The organism is Parafrankia sp. EUN1f (assembly GCF_000177675.1).
In the GTDB taxonomy this organism is placed as follows: Bacteria; Actinomycetota; Actinomycetes; order Frankiales; family Frankiaceae; genus Parafrankia.
Genome location: NZ_ADGX01000025.1, coordinates 22,819 through 44,571, shown reverse-complemented (window position 1 = coordinate 44,571; position 21,753 = coordinate 22,819). Strand labels below are relative to the sequence as shown.

The 21,753-nt window shown below is 72.9% G+C and carries 18 protein-coding genes and 1 pseudogene; 12 read left to right on the top strand and 7 right to left on the bottom strand.

The genetic code is table 11. The features are described 5' to 3' along the window. Nucleotides 1-256: 256 nt before the first annotated feature. Nucleotides 257-1,303, bottom strand: coding sequence for a 5'-3' exonuclease (locus tag FREUN1FDRAFT_RS10170; RefSeq protein WP_050795803.1), 1,047 nt, complete (start codon nt 1,301-1,303; stop codon nt 257-259). 275 nt (nt 1,304-1,578) lie between these two features. Between FREUN1FDRAFT_RS10170 and FREUN1FDRAFT_RS10165 the strand changes: the two genes are divergently transcribed. The 3 genes and pseudogenes from FREUN1FDRAFT_RS10165 to lnt all read left to right on the top strand — a co-directional run bounded on the left by FREUN1FDRAFT_RS10165 (nt 1,579) and on the right by lnt (nt 6,676). Further along, nucleotides 1,579-2,022, top strand: a complete 444-nt coding sequence (locus tag FREUN1FDRAFT_RS10165) for an Lrp/AsnC family transcriptional regulator (RefSeq protein WP_035951201.1) — start codon at nt 1,579-1,581, stop codon at nt 2,020-2,022. Nucleotides 2,023-2,050: 28 nt separating this feature from the next. Continuing rightward, on the top strand, nt 2,051-3,643 hold the full coding sequence (locus FREUN1FDRAFT_RS10160) for an amidohydrolase (RefSeq protein ID WP_157474585.1): 1,593 nt from the start codon (nt 2,051-2,053) through the stop codon (nt 3,641-3,643). Between the two features lie 419 nt (nt 3,644-4,062). Next, nucleotides 4,063-6,676: pseudogene (lnt, locus tag FREUN1FDRAFT_RS39645) on the top strand (apolipoprotein N-acyltransferase). A 184-nt stretch (nt 6,677-6,860) separates the two neighbouring features. Here lnt and FREUN1FDRAFT_RS10145 read toward each other — a convergent pair. Beyond that, complete coding sequence (locus tag FREUN1FDRAFT_RS10145) at nt 6,861-7,211, bottom strand: RNA polymerase-binding protein RbpA (protein WP_006539931.1); 351 nt, start codon at nt 7,209-7,211, stop codon at nt 6,861-6,863. Between the two features lie 142 nt (nt 7,212-7,353). Between FREUN1FDRAFT_RS10145 and FREUN1FDRAFT_RS10140 the strand changes: the two genes are divergently transcribed. The 3 genes from FREUN1FDRAFT_RS10140 to FREUN1FDRAFT_RS10130 all read left to right on the top strand — a co-directional run bounded on the left by FREUN1FDRAFT_RS10140 (nt 7,354) and on the right by FREUN1FDRAFT_RS10130 (nt 9,162). Beyond that, nucleotides 7,354-7,770 (top strand): hypothetical protein, encoded by a 417-nt coding sequence (locus FREUN1FDRAFT_RS10140; RefSeq protein ID WP_006539930.1) that lies wholly within the window; start codon nt 7,354-7,356, stop codon nt 7,768-7,770. Between the two features lie 139 nt (nt 7,771-7,909). Then, nucleotides 7,910-8,338: a peptide-methionine (R)-S-oxide reductase MsrB gene (msrB, locus tag FREUN1FDRAFT_RS10135; RefSeq protein WP_006539929.1), complete on the top strand. Its 429-nt coding sequence runs from the start codon at nt 7,910-7,912 to the stop codon at nt 8,336-8,338. 164 nt (nt 8,339-8,502) lie between these two features. After that, nucleotides 8,503-9,162, top strand: a complete 660-nt coding sequence (locus FREUN1FDRAFT_RS10130; RefSeq protein WP_006539928.1) for a DUF4262 domain-containing protein — start codon at nt 8,503-8,505, stop codon at nt 9,160-9,162. Nucleotides 9,163-9,561: 399 nt separating this feature from the next. Here FREUN1FDRAFT_RS10130 and FREUN1FDRAFT_RS10125 read toward each other — a convergent pair whose 3' ends face one another. After that, the gene (locus FREUN1FDRAFT_RS10125; protein ID WP_035951186.1) at nt 9,562-10,416 is read right to left on the bottom strand and encodes a GNAT family N-acetyltransferase; all 855 of its coding nucleotides are present in this window, start codon (nt 10,414-10,416) and stop codon (nt 9,562-9,564) included. A 165-nt stretch (nt 10,417-10,581) separates the two neighbouring features. On the opposite strand from FREUN1FDRAFT_RS10125, the gene FREUN1FDRAFT_RS10120 reads away from it, so the two are divergent. From FREUN1FDRAFT_RS10120 to FREUN1FDRAFT_RS10110, 3 genes are all read left to right on the top strand, one after another. After that, entirely contained in the window at nt 10,582-11,274 is a 693-nt protein-coding gene (locus FREUN1FDRAFT_RS10120) for a TetR/AcrR family transcriptional regulator (RefSeq protein ID WP_006539926.1), read from the top strand. Nucleotides 11,275-11,643: 369 nt separating this feature from the next. Beyond that, nucleotides 11,644-12,267, top strand: coding sequence for a cyclodeaminase/cyclohydrolase family protein (locus FREUN1FDRAFT_RS10115; protein WP_006539925.1), 624 nt, complete (start codon nt 11,644-11,646; stop codon nt 12,265-12,267). Next, a complete protein-coding gene (locus FREUN1FDRAFT_RS10110) occupies nt 12,264-13,091 on the top strand; it encodes a bifunctional 5,10-methylenetetrahydrofolate dehydrogenase/5,10-methenyltetrahydrofolate cyclohydrolase (RefSeq protein ID WP_006539924.1) in 828 nt (275 codons plus the stop codon). The genes FREUN1FDRAFT_RS10115 and FREUN1FDRAFT_RS10110 overlap by 4 nt, the downstream gene beginning before the upstream one ends. Nucleotides 13,092-13,179: 88 nt before the next feature. Here the strand turns inward: FREUN1FDRAFT_RS10110 and FREUN1FDRAFT_RS10105 are convergent, their stop codons facing one another. The 3 genes from FREUN1FDRAFT_RS10105 to bioA all read right to left on the bottom strand — a co-directional run bounded on the left by FREUN1FDRAFT_RS10105 (nt 13,180) and on the right by bioA (nt 16,682). Next, nucleotides 13,180-14,451, bottom strand: coding sequence for a GGDEF domain-containing protein (locus FREUN1FDRAFT_RS10105; RefSeq protein ID WP_232295132.1), 1,272 nt, complete (start codon nt 14,449-14,451; stop codon nt 13,180-13,182). Then, nucleotides 14,412-14,921, bottom strand: a complete 510-nt coding sequence (locus FREUN1FDRAFT_RS46105) for a hypothetical protein (RefSeq protein ID WP_157474583.1) — start codon at nt 14,919-14,921, stop codon at nt 14,412-14,414. Before FREUN1FDRAFT_RS46105 ends, FREUN1FDRAFT_RS10105 begins: the two co-directional genes overlap by 40 nt. 447 nt (nt 14,922-15,368) lie before the next feature. Next, entirely contained in the window at nt 15,369-16,682 is a 1,314-nt protein-coding gene (bioA, locus tag FREUN1FDRAFT_RS10095; RefSeq protein ID WP_006539922.1) for an adenosylmethionine--8-amino-7-oxononanoate transaminase, read from the bottom strand. Nucleotides 16,683-16,845: 163 nt separating this feature from the next. Between bioA and FREUN1FDRAFT_RS10090 the strand changes: the two genes are divergently transcribed. The 3 genes from FREUN1FDRAFT_RS10090 (at nt 16,846) to FREUN1FDRAFT_RS10080 (ending at nt 21,238) form a co-directional block, all read left to right on the top strand. After that, the gene (locus FREUN1FDRAFT_RS10090) at nt 16,846-17,658 is read left to right on the top strand and encodes a 4'-phosphopantetheinyl transferase (protein ID WP_035951183.1); all 813 of its coding nucleotides are present in this window, start codon (nt 16,846-16,848) and stop codon (nt 17,656-17,658) included. Nucleotides 17,659-17,856: 198 nt separating this feature from the next. Continuing rightward, on the top strand, nt 17,857-18,303 hold the full coding sequence (locus FREUN1FDRAFT_RS39640; RefSeq protein WP_050795802.1) for a hypothetical protein: 447 nt from the start codon (nt 17,857-17,859) through the stop codon (nt 18,301-18,303). Between the two features lie 196 nt (nt 18,304-18,499). After that, a complete protein-coding gene (locus FREUN1FDRAFT_RS10080; protein ID WP_369809782.1) occupies nt 18,500-21,238 on the top strand; it encodes an AAA family ATPase in 2,739 nt (912 codons plus the stop codon). Between the two features lie 166 nt (nt 21,239-21,404). Here the strand turns inward: FREUN1FDRAFT_RS10080 and FREUN1FDRAFT_RS10075 are convergent, their stop codons facing one another. After that, entirely contained in the window at nt 21,405-21,647 is a 243-nt protein-coding gene (locus tag FREUN1FDRAFT_RS10075; protein ID WP_006539918.1) for a hypothetical protein, read from the bottom strand. Between the last annotated feature and the right edge of the window lie 106 nt (nt 21,648-21,753).

Below are 21,753 nucleotides of genomic sequence, written 5' to 3'. Positions count from 1 at the left end.
TTCGGCCGTGCCGGCGGCCCGCACCGATCCACCCACACCGCCCTCACGTCACGGTCCGCAGCAACACATCCACCCTGCCGGACCGGAACAGATCCCCGCAGACCCCCTCCGCGTGAGCACGGGCGATCCCGGATGTCCCCAGCGGCACCCACGCGGCGCTCACCGTGACACTCCCCACACCACCCGCCCGACGCGGTCGCGCCCCCCATCCGGCATCCGACGGCCGTCAGGTGCCCGTCAGGCACCCGTCAGATGGCTAGGCGGGGGCGACCGCCGCCAGCGCCGCCGTCAGGCGCCCCACCGACCCGGCCAGGCCGTACCGCGCGGTCAGCTCCGCCAACGCCACCGGATCCACCGGCGCCGTCGGCAACACCCCCGACACCGCCCCCAGCGGCACATCCCGCACCACCGCCACCACCTCGACCGCCGCCGCCAGGTAGTCCCGCGCCGCCTGCAGCCGCGCCGCCGCCCGGGCCGGGAAACCCTCGACCACCCCCGCGTCCAACGCCGCCAGCGCCGCGGACAGCGACCCGAACCGAACCAGCAGCGCCGCGGCCGTCTTCGCACCGATCCCCGCCACCCCGGGCAGCCCGTCGCTGGGATCACCCCGCAGCACCGCGAAATCCGCGTACGCCCGGCCCGGGATCCCATACCGGGCGCTGACCGACGCCTCATCCACCAACGCGAACTTCTCCACCGCGTACCGCACCGCCACCCCGACGTCGTCACACACCAGCTGGAACAGGTCCCGGTCCCCGGTCAGGATGTCCACCGGACCCACCCGGCCCACACTGTGCCGGGTCGCCAACGTCGCGATCACATCGTCGGCCTCGAACCCCGCCGCCTCCGCCCGCGCGATCCCGAACGCCGCGAGCACCGCATCGATCACCGGCAGCTGCGCCTCCAGCTCGTCGGGCACCTCCTCCACCACCACACCACCGGCCTGCGGGCCCCCCAGGCCCAGACCACCGGCATCCGCCACCGGGGACACCGCGACCGGAGCCGGCACCGGATCGGCCACCCGATGCGCCTTGTACGACGCGATCAGCGCCACCCGAAACGCCGGACGCCAGTCCGCGTCGAAACAGCACACCAGCCGCCGCGGCCGCAGGTCGACGATCTGCCGGGCCAGCACATCCAGCAGCCCCCGCACCGCGTTCACCACCATCCCGTCCGGCGCCCGCACCGACCGCGGCACCCCGTGAAAGGCACGGAAATACAACGACGGGGTGTCCGCGAGCAGCAGCCGCTCACCACCGCCGGACACCCCGAATTCACCCACCGGAACCTCCACGATGGTCATCTTGTCAGACTGGCATGCCCTGCCGACAGCCCAACCCCACCAGCCCCAACCAGCCAACGGCCACCCCCACCACCACCCCTCCCACCCGCACCGGACCCGCACCGGACCCCGACCCCCCACCGCACCGGCACCCGACCATCATCCACACCACGCACCGAGAAGATCACCATCCGTCACCGGAACCTCCACCAGAACACGCCCACCCGCCACGCAAAGTCCCGACGGGACCAGAAACTCCCGTCACGACCGGCCGTTCTGTGCATAACCTCCGGAACGTGTTGGAGGATCTAGACCGTCAGATCGTGCAGCTGCTGTGCCGCGACGGCCGGATGAGCTTCACCGACCTCGGTCGCGCCACCGGCCTGTCGGTGTCCGCCGTGCACCAGCGGGTCCGTCGCCTGGAGCAGCGCGGCGTCATCACGTCCTACGTCGCCCTCGTCGACCCATCCCAGGTCGGCCTGGCACTCACCGCGTTCGTCTCCATCAAGGAGATCGACCCCAGCCAGCCCGACGACGCACCCGACCGGCTCACCCACCTGCCCGCCATCGAGGCCTGCTACAGCGTCGCGGGGGAGGAGAGCTACCTGCTCAAGGTCCGCGTCTCCGACCCCGCCGCCCTCGAAGCGCTCCTGCAGGAGATCCGCGCCGCGGCCAACGTGTCGACCCGCACCATGGTCGTGCTCTCCACCCCCTACGAAGGGCGCCCCCCGAACCTGTGACGGGCCGGGCTAGGCCACCCTGGGCACGGTGAGCACACACCCCACCCACCGCCAGCCACACCACACACCCACACGTGTGCTCTACCGGCACGCCCACCTGCTCGCCCCCCACAGCCCCCACGCCCAGCGCACCGCACTCCTCGTCGACAACGCCACCATCACCTGGATCGGCACCTCCGACGAGCACCCACCCGGCGCCGTCGACACCACCATCGACCTGCACGGCGCCACCATCACCCCCGCGTTCGTCGACGCCCACATCCACACCACCGCCACCGGGCTCGCCCTCGACGGCGTCGACCTCACCGACGCCCCCACCCTCACCGACGCCCTCGACCAGCTCACCCACGCGGCCCGGCGACGACCCGGCCGGCCACTGCTGGGCACCGGCTGGGACGAGACCCGCTGGCCACAGCAACGCCCACCCACCGCCACCGAAATCGCCCGCGCAGCCGGACCCGTCGACGTCTACCTCGCCCGCGCCGACGGCCACACCGCCGTCATCTCCCCGACCCTGGCCCACCGCTCCGGCGCCGACCAGGCACCGGGCTGGCTCGGCGACGGACTGTGCCGCGACGAGGCCCACCACCGCGCCCGCACCACCGCCTACCACGACCTGCCCCGCACCACCCGCCTCGACGCCGCCCGCCGGGTCCGCAGGCACGCCGCCGCCCTGGGCATCGCCGCCCTGCACGAGATGGCCGGCCCCGAGGTCTCCAGCGCCGACGACCTCGCCGACCTGCTCACCCTCGCCCGCGACGAAACCGGCCCCGCCATCCACGGCTACTGGGCCGGTGACCTGCCCACCGCCCTCACCCTCACCGCCGAACCCGGCCTGGGACCCGTCGGCTACGGCGGCGACCTGTTCGTCGACGGCTCCCTCGGCTCCCACACCGCCGCCCTGCGCAGCCCGTACCACGACCAGCCCGCCCACAGCGGCCAACGCCACCGCGACGCCGACGACATCCGCGACATCGTCCGCGACGCCACCCACGCCGGTCTGCAGACCGGCTTCCACGCCATCGGCGACGCCGCCCTCGACCTCGTCCTGGCCGGACTACGCGCCGCCGCCGACCAGCTCGGCACCGCGACCATCGCCGCCGCCGGCCATCGCGTCGAACACGCCGAACTCGCCCACCCCGACCAGATCCACGCCATGGCCCGCCTCGGCCTCGTCGCCAGCGTCCAACCCGCCTTCGACGCCCGCTACGGCGGCCCCGGCGGGCTCTACACCACCCGCCTCGGCGCCACCCGAGCCGCACTGATGAACCCGTTCGCCGCCTTCACCGCCGCCGGTGTCACCCTCGCCCTGTCCTCCGACAGCCCCGTGACCCCGCTCGACCCGTGGGGCGCCGTGCACGCCGCCACCCACCACCACACCGTCACATCCAGGATCAGCCCCGCCGCGGCGTTCACCGCCGCCACCCGCGGCGGCTGGCAGGCCGCCCGCGCCGACACCGACGGCTCCGGCCAGCTCACCACCGGCGCCCCCGCGACCTTCGCCGTCTGGGACCTCAAGCCACCACCGCCCGGCACCGACCCACTGGCCTGGGCCGCCCACACCCGCCCGACCTGCCTGCGCACCGTCCTGCGCGGGCAGATCATCCACGACCAGCTCTGACCCGCCCACCGAGGCGGGAACAGCAGGGAACCCCACCAGCTCGCAGCATCCAGGCAGCCGGGATCCGGACCGTCCTTCGGACCGGCACCGCGCACACCGCACCCGGCCACGCCAGCACCGTTGTCTAACGAACGGTCCGGAACCCCACCCCCCGCGGCACCAGACCAGACACGCGCGGTGCACCCCGACAGCGGGGCACCGCGAGATTCGACCACACACGTCCCACCCACGGAAGCACCCCACCCCGACCCGAAAACCTCCAGGTAGTCCCAATGTGGTCCGCACGGCGAACCACCGCGGACAGGGGAGGACACCGAACCCTTTACACCACCCACCACCAGACCCACAGCCGACCACCCACGACAGACGGCACACAGCCCGGGCTACCCGACCCCGCCCGCGTACCGGACACTGGACCGGTGACCCACGCGCCCGCCACACCACCCCCGCACGACCCGGCCACGGCAGGCGCGCCCCCCACACCCCCGGCGACCACCCAGAAACCCCAGCAGCCCACCAGCGGCACCGCGCGCCGCCTCACCCGGCCCGCCCTGGCCACCCTCGCCGGCCTGCTGCTCTACACCGCCTTCCCCCCATCGGCTGGTGGCCCCTGGCCCCCGTCGCCGTCGCCGTCCTCACCCTCACCGTCCGCGGCCGCCGCCTACGCGCCTCCTACGGACTCGGCCTGCTGTTCTCCCTCGGCTTCCTGCTACCCCTGCTGCGCTTCGTCTCCTTCGTCGGCGCCGACGGCTGGATCGTCCTGTCCACCGCCGAAGCCGCCATCCTCGCCGTCATCGCCCCCGCGACCACCCTCGCCTGGCGGCTACCCGCCGCCCCGCTGTGGACCGGCGCCGCCTGGGTCGCCCAGGAAGCCCTCCGCGGCCGCGCACCCTTCGGAGGCTTCCCCTGGGGCCGGCTCGCCTTCAGCCAGCCCGACAGCCCCTACACCGGCCTCGCCGCCCTCGGCGGCGCCCCCCTGGTCACCTTCGCCGTCGCCACCACCGCCGCCCTGCTCGCCACCACCGCCATCCACCTCCACACCCAGGCCCCGGCGTGGGGCCGGCGACGGCCTCCTCGCCCCGCACCCAGCCACCCCACACCCCCGCACGGCACACGCCGACCCACCCTCGCCCTCACCGCGACCGCCGCCACAGCCGGCGCCCTCACCCTCGCCGGACTCGCCATCCCCCTGCCCACCGCGGCCCAACACGGCACCCTGCAGGTCGCCGCCATCCAGGGCGACGTCCCCGAAGCAGGCGGCTACCACGCCCTCGGCCGAGCCATGCAGGTCACCACCAACCACGTCCAAGGCACCGAGAACCTCGCCGCCGCCGTCCGCGCCGGCACCACCCCCAACCCGACCTCGTCCTGTGGCCCGAGAACTCCTCCGACCTCGACCCCCTCACCGACCCAGACGCCGCCACCGCCCTCACCCACGCCGCCACCGTCGCCCGCGCCCCACTGCTCGTCGGCGCCGTCCTCGACGGCCCCGGCGACCGGCACGTCCGCAACGCCGGACTCATCTGGACCACCAACGGCCCCACCGGCGACATGTACGTGAAACGCCACCCCGTCCCGTTCGCCGAATACCTCCCCGGCCGGGCCCTCCTGGAAAAACTCATCACCCGCTTCGCCGACGAGATGCCCAACGACTTCATCGCCGGCACCGGCACCGGCGCCCTGCCCGTCGCCGGCACCACCATCGGCGACGTCATCTGCTTCGAAGTCGCCTACGACGGACTCGTCCGCGACAACGTCAACCGCGGCGCCGAACTCCTCGTCATCCAGACCAACAACGCCTCCTTCGGCCGCAAGGGCGAAAGCGAACAGCAGCTCGCGATGAGCCGCCTCCGCGCCGTCGAACACGGCCGCGCCACCGTCCAGGTCTCCACCAGCGGCCAAAGCGCCATCATCGCCCCCGACGGCACCATCCTGTCCCAGACAGGCCTGTACGAACCGGGCGTACTGACCGCGCAGCTTCCGCTACGCACCACACACACCCTCGCCACCCGGCTCGGTATCGTCCCGGAGATGGCCCTCACCGCCCTTGCGGTGATCGCCATGCTCGGCGCTCTGCTCCACACCCGCCGCAGCCCCCGCACCACCCCGCACGACCACGACACCACCCCAACCGGAACCGACCAGAAAAGGAGAGGCGTGGAAGCCACCCGCGTCGTCGTCTGCGTCCCGACCTACAACGAACGGGACAACCTGCCGGACACCGCCCGCCGCCTGCGCACGGCGAACCCCGCGGTCGACCTGCTCGTCATCGACGACGCCAGCCCCGACGGCACCGGCGACATCGCCGACGAACTCGCCGCCGCCGACAGCCACATCCACGTCCTGCACCGCGCCGGCAAATCCGGCCTCGGCTCCGCCTACATCGCCGGCTTCACCTGGGCGCTCCAACACGGCTACGACGTCATCGTCGAAATGGACGCCGACGGCTCCCACCAGCCCGAACAGCTACCGCGCCTGCTCGACGCCCTCACCGGCGCCGACCTCGCCATCGGATCCCGCTGGATCCCCGGCGGCACCGTCCACAACTGGCCACGCAGCCGGCTGATCCTCTCCCGCGGCGCCAACGCCTACGTCCGCGCGGCCCTCGGCGTCCCCCTCCGCGACGCCACCGCAGGATTCCGCGCCTACCGCGCCGACGTACTACGCGCCCGCGACCTCACCCTCGTCGCCTCCCAGGGCTACTGCTTCCAGGTCGACCTCGCCTGGCGCGCCTGGCAGTCCGGCTTCCGCGTCATCGAGGTCCCCATCGACTTCGTCGAACGCGAACGCGGCGCCTCCAAGATGAACCGCTCGATCGTCGCCGAAGGATTCTGGCGCGTCGGCTGGTGGGCACTGTCCTCCCGCCGCCGCGGCCCCGCCACCACACGCACCCCACACGGGCCCTCCACCACCGCCATCCCCGCACCAGCACCCCCCGGCGACCCCGCCCCCGCGACGAGCACCACCGCACCCACAGACAGCACCACCGAAACCGGGCCGTCCGCAACCAGCACCCCCGCCGGCCGGTCCTGACCCGGATCAGGGCCGGGGGCCCGCAATACTCCGGGAACCCGACCCCCCACCACCGGGGGACCAGCCGTCACACCGGGGCACCATCAGGCCACAGACATGGCGAAGGGGTGACAGCGTCAAACGCTGTCACCCCTTCGCCAACCAAGCCCAACGGCGCCGCGCCCGGCACCGAAGGCAGCCTTACTCAGGCCGACCGGCGATCCTCGCCAGTGCCCCGCAGCACCGCCAGCCGCTCGGCCAGCACCTCTTCCAGATCGTCCGTCGTACGACGCTCCATCAACATGTCCCAGTGCGTCCGCGGCGGCTTGCTCTTCTTCGGCTCCGGCCGCTCACCGTCCACAATCACCGAAGGCGACCCGCACACCCTGCACTCCCACACCGACGGCACTTCGGCCTCGGCGGCGAACGGCATGGCGAACTGGTGCCCGTTGGGGCAGTCGTACGACGCTGTCTGCCGCGGGGCAAGCTCCGTGCTGCGGTCAGTCTCGTAGGACACTGCACCGAGACGGCTGCCCCGCAGAATGCGCTCGCCCATATGACTCCTCAGAGCGTCGTGGCATGTTGACCTCAATCGAGTCCAACGTACGAACAAGCGAAGTCGTTCCCACCCCAGAAGGCCAGGTAACGAGATCGTGATCACACTACGTGTTCCCTCGACTGCAAAGGATACACGCCGGGTGACGAACCGGGCCCAGATCCTGCTGAACAGCCTCGCACGCTCCGCCGTCGGACTCACCGCCCTCACCAGACCCGTACCGATCATCCGCCTCGCCGGCGTCGACCGTGTCACAGCTGAGAAAATTGCCTGGATCGCACGCCTCGCCGGCATCCGCGACCTCGCCCTCGGCCTCGGCCTGCTCCACGCCCACACCACCGGCGGACATACCCGGCCCTGGCTCGTCGCCGGCCTGCTCAGCGACACCGCGGACACGGCCGTCCTCGCCCACGCCACCGCCCACCACCAGCTCCCAGCCGCCTACGGCGCCGTGATGACCCTCGCCGCCGGCAGCGGGGCAGCCCTCGCCACCACCACCCTCGCCACCGAACGCGACCACCGGCGCAGCAAAGAACAAACCGGCCAGCCGCCGCGTTGACCACGACGAACCGACCAGCACGAACCCGAGACCGCCGACCACACGACGACATGGCCGCACCCAGCCCGCCGGCCCCCGGTGCCCCGACCGGACACGCGGAACCGAACGCGCGCCGCCCGCACAGGAGAGGACCCAACCCGTGAGCGACAACCCGACCAGCAGCAAAGTCGTCCGCTCCGACAGCGAATGGCGTGAGCTGCTCGGCCCCGAGCGCTACGCCATCCTGCGCCAGGCCGCCACCGAAGCCCCCTTCAGCGGCGCCTACACCTACAACAAGGCCGACGGCACCTACCAGTGCGGAGCCTGCGGCGCACCGCTGTTCACCTCCACCACCAAGTACGACTCCGGCTCCGGCTGGCCCAGCTTCTCCCAGCCCGTCTCACCCGACGCCGTCACCCTCGTCGACGACACCAGCCACGGCATGGTCCGCACCGAGGTCCGCTGCGCACGCTGCGACTCCCACCTCGGCCACGTCTTCGACGACGGGCCGGCCCCCACCGGCCAGCGCTACTGCATGAACAGCCTCGCCCTCGACCTCGAAGCCACCGGGTCACCCGAATCCGCCTGAACAAGCGCCACAGCCGCGGCGGCCGGCACCCACGGCAGTGTCCGAAACGTCAACCGCTGTGACCCCACCAAGATCAATGGTCACGGAGCCGGTTCGCCGCCGAAAACGCCTGATCCCACCCGCATACGGTTCACCCACCCCCCCACACGGACCGAGGTGAACCGATGGCTGCCCGTCACCCACCACGCGACGACGGTTCCTGCGACGGCGAGACCTGCGCGGCGGACAACGACCCCGCCGCCACCGCCGCCTGGATCGCCAGCCAGGATGCGCTACTCGATCAGATTCTGCGCACCCGCGGGTGGGCCGTACAGCCGGTGCTCGACGACGGGCCCGACGAACCGGCCTACGCCTACACGATCGGGCTGTTCGCCTTCGACAGCCACCCCGAGCTCGTCGTGAGTGGCCTGCGTGACGACCAGGCCACAAGCGTCCTCGACCTGCTCGGGGAGCGGGTCCGCCGCCACGAGCGCCTGCACGACGGCCAACGCCTCACGCTCGCACCCCTGCTGACTGTCGAGCTCCGCGAGATCACTCCGTTCGCCAGCGACCAGCTCCTGCTCGGCGCGAACTCGCTGTACCGCCACCCCGACGGGCCGGCCGTACCCGGCCTGCAGGCCGTCTGGGCCGACCACACCGGCAGCCTGCCCTGGGAACCGACGTGGGCGGGCCCGACTCAACCCCTCGCCACCGCACCGCCCGCCGGGCGCGGCATCCCCGGCAGCCGGGTCTGGCACACGGCTGGGCGTTCCGGGCCTCGGGGGAGGCAGTCTGGGCGCCCGTTGCGCCTCCCGCCACCCAGATGCCCACGAGAACTGCCGTAGGGGCGTAGCGAGCGCTGGCTTGCCGATCTATCTACCTACTTCCTTGATCGCCTCCAGGCACGTTATGTCAAGTATCTGGTGGACGGGATCGGGCCGGACGTCACCGGCAACGGCGTGGCCCGCGGCCTCTGCCGGCTCGGCCCGTATCGGAACACACCCACCAGTGACCATTTCCGACTCAGGCAGGAATCTCTTTTTGGAGAGGGATGTTTTTGTTCCGTTTTGTCTTGCTTTAACGTTTGTCTTGCTTTAACGGCGATTCAAGATCAAAATCGCAGAGCACGGCGCGTCAACACTGTTGACTATCTTGATGGGGAGTGGTCGTACCGGGTCCGCTGGGCTCCCCACTCCCCCACCGGACCCGGTCCACCTCCACGGGGCGCCCGGGTCCGGTGCGTTTCAGGCGGTAGGCGGATCCAGGCCCAGGAGCACCCTGTCCGCGACAGGGACGTATCCGAGCCGCTGGTAGAGACGGTTGCTGGTCGGGTTCGCCAGGTCGGTGAACAGAACAGTCGTCGTGGCTCCCCCATCGCGGGTCGCCTGGCTGGCCATGACGGTCAGCGCCCCGGCGTAGCCGCGCCGCCGATGCTCGGCCGGGCTGTAGACAGGTCCGATCCGCGCCATGCCACCGACGACGCGGCTGTGGCCGACCATGCATACGGGCGTGTCGTCGACGTGCCACAGGTACAGACCGCCATAGCTGAGCCGGTCATCGACCCGCGCCGAAGGATCGCCGCCCCGGCCTGCCTCGTCGTTGAACGCCTGATGCCAGACCACAAGGAGATCCCGGTCCGCGGCGGTCGCCGGTCGCGCCCGGCCGGGAGGTTGCCGCTCGAGTGGGGTCAGCGTTCCCAACCGGTAGAGACGCTCACGGTCCTGGACTCGAAGCGATGTCCCGGCCCGGTCGCGCCACGCGGCGACGACGGCCGCCGCAGCCCGCTCGTCGGTGTTGACACTGGAAACCTTCCGCTCGGCCAGCGCAGGGCTGTCGGCCAGCGGACCGATCGCCTCGACCGGCATGACGCCCAGATGCAGTGGGTTGCCCTGGGTGTGGAGAAAGACGCCGCTGACCGGACCACCGATGGATCTGTACCAGCCGAACAGGGTCTCGGCTCCGCCGAAGGCGCCAGCACCCCGCGCACGGACGTCCGCCGCGACCGTGAGCACAACGGTGTTCTCCGCCGCCGCGGTTCGGAGAAAATCGCCTGCCTCGGCCAGGAAATCGCCTGCGTCGTCAGTGACCGACCAGATCATGAGCCCATGGTCGCAACCGCCGCCAAGGCACGCATCCCATTTTTCGGGCATTCAGTCCTTTTACGGTCGAGCCCAACGGCGTCCAGAGACGAGTCTTGATCAACAGGAGCGGCCGGGGCTGTCAACGTTGTTGACCACAGTGCTGGCGTCGTTAGGATCAGCCGTGTGACAGCACCGGATTCGCAGGAGGACGCGCCGCGCACCGGCGCGCCCGTGCCACCCCACCGCACTCCCCGTGGCACCCTGTCCCGGGAGCTCCTGCTCGACGCGGCGATGGAGATCGTCCGGATCGGCGGGGCCGACGCGTTCAGCATGCGGGCCCTGGGCTCCCGCCTCGAGGTCGACCCGACCGCCTTCTACCGTCATTTCCGGACGAAGAACGAGCTGCTCGACGCGCTCGCGGACATCCTGATCGCCGGCGACGAGCCACTGCCGTCCACCGGCGACGCGCGGGCGGACCTGCGGGAGAGCCTGCACCAGCTGCGCCGTTGCCTGCTGCGGCACCCGACGATGGCCGCCGTGATCCTGCGCCGGCCCCCGGGCGGGCGGGCGTACTGGGAGCGGGCGAACCACGCGATCGGCCTGCTGCGTGGGCTGGGGCTGAGCGCGGAGGCGGCCACCTCGGTCTACCAGACGCTGCTGTTCTACTGCCTGGGGCACGTGCTGTCCGAGGCGCGCGCGGTGGCCGCCGCCGTCGCCCGCGACCGTCGGCCCGGCACGCCGACGGCGACGTTCAATCCCCCGGCGCACCAGCTGCCGGACCTCGCCGCCGCCGTCCCGTTCCTACGGGCCGACACGCTCGCCCAGTTCAACGACGGCCTGGACCTGATCCTCTGCTCGCTGCCCGCGCCCGGCTGAGTACCGCCTCCCGGTACCGCACCACGATCTGCCCGCAGACGCGGCGAACCTCACAAAATCGTGCCGGACCGGCGTGTGCCGGCCCTCCTCGCACCCAGCACGTCGATCCACTTGCTACGGTGCACTCCGGCCGACGTCATTTCCGTCACCTGCTGGTGGCGGCTGGTCGGACCTCCGCGCAGGCCCTGGCAGGGGCGGGGGTCCGGGCGTCGTCGAGCGCGGCGCGGGGTTCGGTTCCCTGTGGTTCCGGGTACCGCCGACGCCGCACGGCGCTGTGCGGGCAACGCACCGGGCCCGGCAATGGCGGGGCGGTTCACCGCCGGGGCGGGTACGGATGGCGAGACGGATCGAGGCGGGGAGTCGGAAACGATGGCGAACGAAACGCTCGACGGGTTCCTCGAGGCACTCGCCTCCGCGGCGCCCGCGCCCGGTGGTGGCGCCGCGGCAGCGCTGCAGGTAGCCATCGGTGCCTCCCTGGTGAGCATGGTCGCCAACCTCACCATCGGCAAGCCGCGCTACGCCGAGCACGAGCCGACCATGATCTCCGCCCGTGACCAGGCCACCGGGCTGCGTCTCGACGCGCTGAGGCTCGCCGACGCGGACGCCGTGGCCTTCACCGCCGTCACCGACGCCTACCGGCTGCCCAAGGACACCCCCGAGGACAAGGCGGCCCGCACCGCGGCGATCCAGCAGGCGCTGATCGGTGCGGCGGACGTCCCGCTGCGCACGGCCGCGGCCGCGGCCGAGGTGGTCGGCCTGTGCCAGCTGATTCTCGACGGGGCGAACGTGAACGTCCTGTCCGACGTCGCCGTGGCGGCCGCGAGTGCCCGCGCGGCGCTCGACTCGGCCGCGATCAACGTCCGGATCAACCTGGCGTCGATGACCGACGCCGCCACCCGCGACGCGACCGCGGCCGAGCTGGACAAGTACCTGTCGTCACTGGCCGGCGCGGACAGCGTGGTGCGCGCCGTGGGAGAACGGATCGGGTCATGAGGTTGCTGGACGGGCGGTCGATGGCCGCCGACATCGGACGCACTGTGGTCGACGACGTCGAACGGCTGGTCGCGACCGGGGTCACCCCGACCCTGGCGGTCGTGTTGCCGACCGTCGACGAGGCGGCGCGGTCCTATGTGCGGGTGATCGAGCGCGGCGCCGCCAAGCTCGGGGTCGGCTGTGTGGTGCATGAGCTGTCCGGTGATCCCGACGAGCTCATCGCCACCGTCGACGAGCTCGCGGCCGACTCCTCGGTGCACGGGATGATCGTGCAGACTCCCCTGCCGGGTGACCTGACGGCCGCCGATGTCGGTGCGCGGATCCCGGTCGGCAAGGACGTCGACGGGATGAACCCGCTGAGCCTGGGGCGTCTCGCGTTGGGCCTGCCCGCGTTCGCGCCGGCGACCGCGGCGGCGGTGCTGGAGATCCTCACCCGGGCCGAGGTGCCCCTCGACGGGGCGCGGGTGTGCGTGATCGGGCGCAGCTCGGTGGTCGGCAAGCCGGCGGCGCTGTTGCTGCTCGCCGAGCACGCCACCGTCACGGTGTGCCACTCGCGTACGAAGGACCTGACGACGGTGGCGCACGAGGCGGATGTCGTCGTCGCCGCCGTGGGGCGGCCGAAGATGGTCGGCAGCGGGCATGTCCGCCCGGGCGCGGTGGTCATCGACGTCGGTACCAACTGGACCGACGCCGGCCTGGTCGGGGACGTCGACGCGGACGCGGTGGCTCCGGTCGCGGGCGCGCTCACCCCGGTCCCCGGCGGAGTCGGGCCGGTGACGACGATGCTGCTGCTGCGCAACACCGTCCGAGCCGCCGACGTCTGACACCGCACCTCTGACCCGCACGCCTGACCTGCTTCTGCCTGCGGGCCGGGCGCCTGGCCGCTCGCGCGGTCGGCGCCCGGCCCGCAGATCAGGTGGTGGGCCGTGGCTTCCGGGGGACCGGTGCCGCGGCGAGGCACACCCGGTCGCGCCCTTCCCGCTTGGCACGGTAGAGCGCCGCGTCGGCACGTTCGAGCAGGTCGGTGACGACCCCGTGGTCGTCGTGGGAGGCCGGTGCGCCGCTGGCCACACCCACCGACACGGTGACCCTCTGCTCGCCGCGGGTGAGGTGGACGCGGACGGCTGCGACGCTGTCGCGGATACGTTCGGCGATGGCGGCCGCAGCCGCGAGGTCGACGCCGACCAGCAGCACGACGAACTCCTCCCCGCCGAAACGCCCGACGAGGTCCTGCGGCCGGGTCGCGTGGCGCAGCGCGTCGGCGACGGCGAGCAGCACCACGTCGCCGTCGATGTGGCCATGCCGGTCGTTGACCTGTTTGAAATGGTCGATGTCGACCAGCAGCACCCCCAGTGGCCGGCCGAGCCCATGGCTTCGGGCCGTCTCGGCCGTTGCCACCTGCCGCCAGTAGCCCAGGGTCGCCAGCCGGGTCTTGGCATCGGTGCGCGCGGCGGACAGCAGCTCGGCATGGGCGAGCCCGCGACGCAGCAGAAGCACCAGTGGCACCGCGATCACCAGCAGCACCGGGCTCGCCGCCCACATCACCGCCAGGACGAGCGCCGCGCAGAGCTGGACGATCACTGTCGCGATGTGGTCGCGGCCGGCCGCCCAGCGGCGGGGCCGCAGCAGGCGGTCGACGGCCAGATAGACGGTGACCGCGGCGAACAGCGCCGTGACGCCGCGGGCGGACCCGGCGAGCCGGTCGGCGGACCCGGGGTCGATGGCGGGGTCGAGCAGACGGTGCGCGAGGGCGGCGGCCGCACCGGCGAGCCCGAGCGCGGCACTGTCGTGGAACAGGTTGTGGGTGGGAGGGCCGTCGCCGCCGGTCCGCCCACGGCGGGCCGGTCGGGCGCGCCGGGGCGCGGCCGCCAGCCACAGCGGCACGTGCGCGAGCAGCGCATACAGCGGGGGTAGCAACAGGGCTACCGGCAGCGTCCAGGTGGTGGTCATGGCGGGGTAGGCGTCCCGGCCGGCCTCGATGCTGCCCTCGCCGCGCGCTCCGCCGGCCCAGCCGGTGGCGCCGGCCAGGCTGGCACCGACCGGACTGGTACCGAGCAGGCTGGTGAGGACGGCCAGCCCGGTGAAGGTCGCGAAGGTCGCGAGCTCGGTGGCCCGCGGTGCGCCCGCGCCCATGACGCCCTCGGCTACGAGCAGGGCCACGCTGAGCCCGAACAGGGCATCCACCACCAGTGCCTGGGGCAGGGGGCCGGTGCCCCGCAGCGGCTGCCGGCGCGGATGTGCTCCAGGGGAGGATCGGTGGGCCGGGCGCGCAGGAACAGTGATGCGCCCAGCCCCGTGTCGCTGTGCGGTGGGCCGGGAGACGAGCCGGGCAGTGCGCCCGGCGCCGCGCCGGATGGCACGGTCGTGGCCGGCGTGGTCGTGACCGGTGCTGTGTGGCCGGACGCTCCGGCCGGAACCGGGCGGCGGGCCACGGCGGCCAGCGGCAGTGGCTCGGCCGGCCACAGGGTGGGGTCGGTGGGCGGGTGCCCGGTGGGCCCACCGGGCGATGGCGCCGGTTCCAGCGGGCTGCCCACCCGCGGCGGATCGATCGGGGCCTCCGCGGACAGGCGGCCACGACGCCATCCGCGGCGGGCCGCGTTCACCACGGCCCGCAGGCCCGCCGGGGCGTACCCGGCCCCCGGCCCCCCTGACACCTGTCGTGACATCTGTCGTAACGGCATCCGCACCCGGCCCCTCTCGTTCACCGCCCGCGGCACCCCGCCTGCCGGCGATATCCAGATCACTCAGGGCATTCGTCGACCAGGCCGGCGATGGTGCCGCCCCCTTCCCCGGGTCCGGGCCATCCGGTACCCGACAACGACACGCCGACCGCTACACACAGTGAAACCCCGTGAACGAAGGGTATGAAGGCTCTTCGGGCATCCGCAACTAGTTCCCCGATGTCGGATATGCAGTGTGCGGATGCCGGGCGGCGGCCGGGCACCGCGCCGGGCCCTGGCGGTTCCGCCGCGGTAACCACCTGACCTGCGCTGTCGTCGCAACGGCGACGGCTGGCGCGGCGACGCGGACGGCCCGGGCGAGCGCCCGCCCGGGAGCAGGAAGACCACAGTCGCCGACCCGGCCGAAGCCGGGACGAGGGCCTACCGGGTGGTTCTCGGGACGCCCGTGGTGCTCGTGGTGGCTGCGACCGCCTCGACCATGGCCCCCGCCAGCGTGGCCACCTCGGCGGGCTCCATCACGAACGGTGGCATCGCATAGACGAGACGCCCGAACGGGCGCACCCACACCCCCAGCTCCACCAGCAGCGGCTGGATTACCGCCATGTCGACCGGTTCACGGGTCTCGATCACACCGATCGCGCCGAGGGTGCGTACCTCGGCCACCCCGGGCAGGTCGGCGGCCGCGGCGAGGCCGTCGGCCAGCGCGTCGTGCACCCCCCGCACCCGCTCCCGCCATGGTGAGGAGAGCAGAAGCTCGATGCTCGCCCGGGAGACGGCCGCCGCCAGCGGATTGCCCATGAACGTCGGGCCATGCATGAACGCGCCCGCCGCGGAGGCGCACACCCCGTCGGCGACCTCCTCGGTGCACAGGGTGGCGCCCATGGTCAGGTAGCCGCCGGTCATGGCCTTGCCGACGCACATGATGTCGGGTGTGATCCCGGCATGGTCGCAGGCGAACAGCTCGCCGGTGCGCCCGAAGCCGGTCGCGATCTCGTCCGCGATCAGCAGGACCTGGTAGCGGTCACACAGGTCACGCACGCGCGTGAGCCAGCCGGGCGGGTAGAAGCGCATCGCCCCGGCCCCCTGCACGACCGGTTCGCAGATGACCGCGGCGAGCTCGCCGCGGTGGGCGGCGAGCAGCCGCTCCACGTCGGCGAGGTCGTTGTCGGTCACCGGATCGCTGTAGCCGCTGGTCGGGGCGGCGGCGAACAGGTGCTGGGCGAGCAGGCCGGTGAACAGGTGGTGCATGCCCGTGTCCGGGTCACACACCGACATCGCGCCGGAGGTGTCGCCGTGGTAGCCACGGCGGATCGTGAGCAGCCGGGTGCGCCCGGGCCGGCCCCGGCCGGCCTGGTACTGCAACGCCATCTTGATCGCGACCTCGACGGAGACCGAACCGGAGTCGCAGAAGAAGACCCGGTCCAGGCCCGGCGGGGTGATCCGGACGAGCAGCTCGGCCAGGGCCACCGCCGGCTCGTGCGTCAGCCCGCCGAACATCACGTGGGCCATCCGGTCCAGCTGGTCGCGCACGGCCTGGTCCAGGACCGGGTGGCGGTAGCCGTGGATCGCCGCCCACCACGACGACATTCCGTCCAGCAGCTCACGGCCGTCGGTCAGGGTCAGCCGCACGCCACGGGCGGACGCGACGGCGAACAGCGGCGCATGGTCGCGCACCGAGCCGTAGGGATGCCAGACGACCGCACGGTCACGCGCGACGAGGTCTGAACCGTCCATGCCCTCACCCTCTCCCAGCAGGGGCATGATGTTGCCCGCAGGTGTCGCAAGAGCCACAGGTGTCGCAGAAGCCACCACCGGCGACGTGAGAGCCCACCGGTGAGGCACAGCGCAGCAGAGGAGTCGTGCCCCATGCCGTCCACAGGCCGTAGCGACCGGGCGAGTGGCGCCTTCCCCCCGTCGCCGCCATCGCCGGGGGGCCGTGCTGCTGGGCGCGGTCCTGCCTGCGCCCGGGCCGTCGGCGGATTCAGCCGGCCCCGGCGACCCCGCGCTCGCCGCGGTGGAGAAGTACGACGACGACTTCGGGGGCGACTCGGACGCGGCGCTGTTCCCGGCCGAGGCGGCCGTCCTGACCCGCGCCGTCGACAAGCGGCGCCGCGAGTTCACCACCGGGCGGATCTGCGCGCACCGGGCACTGCGGGCGCTGGGAGAGGTCGCGGTGCCCATCCTGCCCGGTGAGCACCGCGAACCACGCTGGCCCGACGGGGTGGTCGGCAGCATCACCCACACCGCCGGCTACCGGGCCGCGGTGGTGGCGCGGACGGTCGCGGGCCGGGCGGTCAGCGTGGGTATCGACGCCGAACCGAACGAGGCGACCCCGGGCGGTGTGCTGCGGGAGATCTCGCTGCCCGACGAACGGGACCGGCTCGCGGAGCTGGGGCGGGCACATCCGGCGGTCGCCTGGGACCGGCTGCTGTTCAGCGCCAAGGAATCGGTCTACAAGGCCTGGTTCCCCCTCGCCCGCCGGTGGCTGGGTTTCGCCGACGCCGACCTGACCCTCACCGTCGAGGGCGGCCACGACGACGACCCGGGCTTCGGGGTCGGCGGCGACGGCCTGGTCGCGCGGGGCGGGTTCCAGGCCAGGCTGCTGGTCGCGGGCCCGACGCTGCCCACCGGCGAGGAGCTGACCGGGTTCACCGGGCGGTGGGTCGTCGGCCGCGGTCTGCTGGTGACGGCCATCGCCCTCGGCTGCTGACGCCCTCGGCTGCTGACGCCTTCGGCTGCTGACCACGCCGGACGCGGCCGGGCTGGCCTCCACCGCCATACCGACGCTGCGTCCACAGGTGGATGCGTAGGGTGCGGGCGACGGATGAAGTTCGGCCGCACCCGGCCTACCGTGGGTAGGTGTGAGCGTGGTTTTCCTGGACGCGTCCGGGCCGGCGCCGCCGCAGGTGTGCTGGGAGCGGTATGCCGTGCCGGCGGCCTGGCCTACCTGGGCGCCGCAGATCCACACCGTCACGCTGGAGGACGTCCTCGCCGGCGTGCGGCGCCGGGCGGCCGTACCGGTGGGTTCCGGCGCCGGCGGCATGCCCCCTCCCCGGGCTGGCCGGGCGCCCGGGGGGCGCCGGCCACCGAGGTCCGGATCTTCCCCGGGCTGCGCGGCCGGATCCGCGGGCTCCTCCCACCGGCGGCCCGGTTCGTCATCACCGCGGTCGACGAGACGGACCGCACCTGGAGCTGGCGGGTGGGAGTCGGCCCGGTACGACTGGAGCTCGACCACGGCGTGGACGCCTGCCTGGACGGCGGGACGGCGGCATGGGTGCGGATCACCGCACCGGCGCCGGTGATCCGCGCCTATGCTCCGCTCGCCCGCGCCGCGCTGCGCCACCTCGTCCGCTGAGAGCCGGTCCGGGACGCGCAGAGCCGGTCCGCGCAGAGCCGCCGCTGGTGGATCAGCCCGCGCGTGGCTGTGCGGCGGCGTGGCTGTGGGAAAAGAACGGCCCTGGGCTAAGCTGAGAGCCGGGACGCGGGCGCACGAAAAACAACGCGCCACGCGGGATAGTAACCGGAGAGGGCTGGGGTTGTCAAAGGAAACGGTGCCGGCCAGGTCGGCCGACTCACTCGAACCCCGCGACGAGCCCCGGGTGATCCACAACGAGACCCGGGTAAACCAGAAGGCGGATGACGAGCGGGCCCTGGAACAACGCTACCTGACCATGCTGCACGAACGGCTCGACGGCCTGCGCGCCACGGCCGCGGCCGGACTGGCCGAGGCGCTCCTGCGTGACGATCCCGAGCCCGGCGCCCGGGCCGACCGCGACGCGGTCGCCGCCCGCCACGCCGACCAGCTCACCCGGGTCGACGCCGTTCGCGACCGGCTGATGTTCGGCCGGCTCGACCTGGCCGACGGCGAGCGGCGCTACATCGGCCGGATGGGCCTGCTCGACCCCGACGCCGACTACGACCCGCTGCTCATCGACTGGCGCGCGCCGGCCGCGCGCCCGTTCTACCTGGCCACCGGAGCGACGCCGCTGGGCGTCGCCCGCCGCCGCCACATCCGCACCGTCGGGCGCCGGGTGACCCACCTCGACGACGAGACCCTCGACACCGGCGCGCTCGGCGACGGTGTCCTGGGCCTGCTCACCCTCGACGGCCTGGGCGCCGCCGAGGACACAGCCGAAGAGATGGGCGAGGACAGGGAGGCGGCCTGGGCCACCGTGGCCGTGTCCCCCGCGTCCGCACAGACCCCGTCCGGGGAGGTGGCCCGCGGCACGCTGGTCGGCGAGGCCGCGCTGCTGAACACCCTCGCCGCACACCGCACCGGCCGGATGCGGGACATCGTCGCGACCATCCAGTCGGAGCAGGACCGCATCATCCGCTCCGACCAGGACGGAATCCTCGTCGTGGACGGCGGCCCGGGTACCGGGAAGACCACGGTCGCGCTGCACCGGGCCGCGTTCCTGCTCTACTCTCGCCGCGAGCACCTCGCCCGCCGCGGTGTGCTGATCATCGGGCCGAACCCGGCGTTCCTGCGCTACATCGAGCACGTGCTGCCCTCGCTCGGCGAGACCGGGGTGCTGCTGTCGACGATCGGCGACCTGTTCCCCGGGGTCCGCGGCCGCCAGCCCGAGAGCACGCTCGCCGCGGCGGTCAAGGGCCGGTCGGCGATGGTGGACGTCCTGACCGCGGCGGTGCGCGACCGTCAGCGGCTGCCCGACATCCCGCTGGAGATCACCGTCGCGGACGGGATCGCGCGCCTCGACGAGACGATCGTCGTCCCGGCCCGTGCCGCGGCCCGGCTCACCGGTCGGCCGCACAACCTGGCCCGGCCGGTGTTCGTCCGCGAGGTGATCGCCGCGCTGACCCGCCAGATCGCCGACCGGTACGAGTCGTCCATCGACGAGGTCGACATCCCGGACTTCGTCGACGACTTCATGCTCTGGCCGGACACCGACGCCGCCCGCGACAACCTCGACGACAGCGAGGCCAACGACGCCGACTGGGCAAGTGCGGCCCGGGCGGCGGCGACCGCGGCGGCCAGCCAGCCGGTGCTCGACGCCGCCGACCTCGCCGACCTGCGCCGCGACCTGAGCTCGGACCCGCGCCTGGCCGCTGCGATCGACCGCCTGTGGCCGCTGCTCACCCCGCAGGAGCTGCTCACCGACCTGTTCGCCGACGACGACGCGCTGCGCCGTGCCGCGCCGGACCTGACCGACGCCGAGCGGGCGGCCCTGCGCCGCGAGCCGGGCGGCGGCTGGACCCCGGCGGACGCCCCGCTGCTCGACGAGGCCGCCGAGCTGCTCGGCGACGACCCCCGGCTGGCGATCGACGCCGCGGTGGCCGAACAGCTGGAACGGCGCGAACGGGCCGAGTACGCCGGTGGGGTCCTTGACATCCTCTCCCGCGGCGACACCGAGGACCCCGACGGCGAGGTCCTGATGGCCACCGACCTGATCGACGCCGACCGGTTCGGTGAACGCCACGCCGAGATCGACACCCGCAGCACCGCCGAACGCGCCGCCGCCGACCGTGGCTGGACGTTCGGGCACGTCATCGTGGACGAGGCGCAGGAGCTGTCCGCGATGGCCTGGCGGATGGTGATGCGACGCTGCCCGAGCCGGTCGATGACGATCGTCGGGGACGTCGCCCAGACCGGCGACGCGGCCGGGACGTCCTCGTGGGCACGGGTGCTCGCCCCCTACGTCGGCACGCGTTTCGTGCTGGAGCGGCTCACGGTGAACTACCGCACCGGCGCGGAGATCATGGCGGTGGCCGGCGACGTCCTGGCCATGCAGGGGCGGGGGCTGCGCGCGCCGCGATCGGTGCGCCGTTCCGGGCACGTCCCCTGGCGCCTCGCGGTCCCCGAGGGCGATCTGGAGCCGCGGCTGGCCCGGCTGGTGGCCGAGGAACACGCCGCGTGCGGCGGGGGGCGCCTGGCGGTGATCGTCCCGACCTCGCGGCGGGAGCAGTTGGCCGGGGTGGTGGGCTCCGCCGCGGCCGGCCCGGCGGCCTCCGGCGACCCGGGCACCACAGACGCCGGCACCACAGACGCGGGCACGACACGTGCGGGCACCGCAGGCAAGGCAGGCACAGCCGGTGGGGAGGACTCCAGCGCGGAGGACCCGGTGGTGGTGCTCACGGTGCGGGAGGCCAAGGGGCTGGAGTTCGACGCCGTCATCGTGGTGGAGCCCGAACGGATCCTCGCCGAGTCCCCGCGGGGAGCCGGCGATCTGTACGTGGCGCTCACCCGGCCGACGAACCAGCTCGGTGTGGTGCATGTCGAGGAGCTGCCGGCGGTACTCGACCGGCTGCGACCCCGGGGGCTGCCAGCCTGACCGTGGATCGGTCCGTCCCGGGCGGGGCGGGGCCTCGGGGCCGGTGTCCCGCCCGGGACGGAAAGGAAAGTTCAAGATCATCTATGGTCAGACGGCGACGTCAACACCGTTGACTATCTTGTGCCGGGTGGACGCACCGGCGGCCGGACGGTCAGCCCACCGCCGATCACCCGCCCCGCGCGGTCGAGGCGAGCAGGCGATGCCACCGGTCTGGCTCCAGGTTCAGCCACCGGTCGACGTCCTCACGCCACCAGATCCGGGTCCCGTTCCAGGCGGAGGTCCGGTTCACGACCCCCGCGGCCGCGGGCGCCGCCGGATCACTGCGCAAACGGTGATCGACAGCCTGTCGGGTCACGCCCAGCGCGCGGGCGATGTCACCCGACCCGACGAGCAGAGGGAGCTCATCCACCTCGCAGACGCTAACCGCAAACAGGACATAGCGGCCTGTCGCCGGACGCCGGTAGGTGGGGCGGCAATCTCACGCCGGGACCAACGGACGGTACACGCCGGAACAC

What these genes read in the sequence shown, in the direction of transcription:
- FREUN1FDRAFT_RS10170 (WP_050795803.1), bottom strand. Translation starts at nt 1,303, where the DNA reads ATGACCATCGTGGAGGTTCCGGTGGGTGAATTCGGGGTGTCCGGCGGT.
- FREUN1FDRAFT_RS10145 (WP_006539931.1), bottom strand. Translation starts at nt 7,211, where the DNA reads ATGGGCGAGCGCATTCTGCGGGGCAGCCGTCTCGGTGCAGTGTCCTAC.
- FREUN1FDRAFT_RS10130 (WP_006539928.1), top strand. Translation starts at nt 8,503, where the DNA reads ATGGCTGCCCGTCACCCACCACGCGACGACGGTTCCTGCGACGGCGAG.
- FREUN1FDRAFT_RS10125 (WP_035951186.1), bottom strand. Translation starts at nt 10,416, where the DNA reads ATGATCTGGTCGGTCACTGACGACGCAGGCGATTTCCTGGCCGAGGCA.
- FREUN1FDRAFT_RS10115 (WP_006539925.1), top strand. Translation starts at nt 11,644, where the DNA reads ATGGCGAACGAAACGCTCGACGGGTTCCTCGAGGCACTCGCCTCCGCG.
- FREUN1FDRAFT_RS10110 (WP_006539924.1), top strand. Translation starts at nt 12,264, where the DNA reads ATGAGGTTGCTGGACGGGCGGTCGATGGCCGCCGACATCGGACGCACT.
- bioA (WP_006539922.1), bottom strand. Translation starts at nt 16,682, where the DNA reads ATGGACGGTTCAGACCTCGTCGCGCGTGACCGTGCGGTCGTCTGGCAT.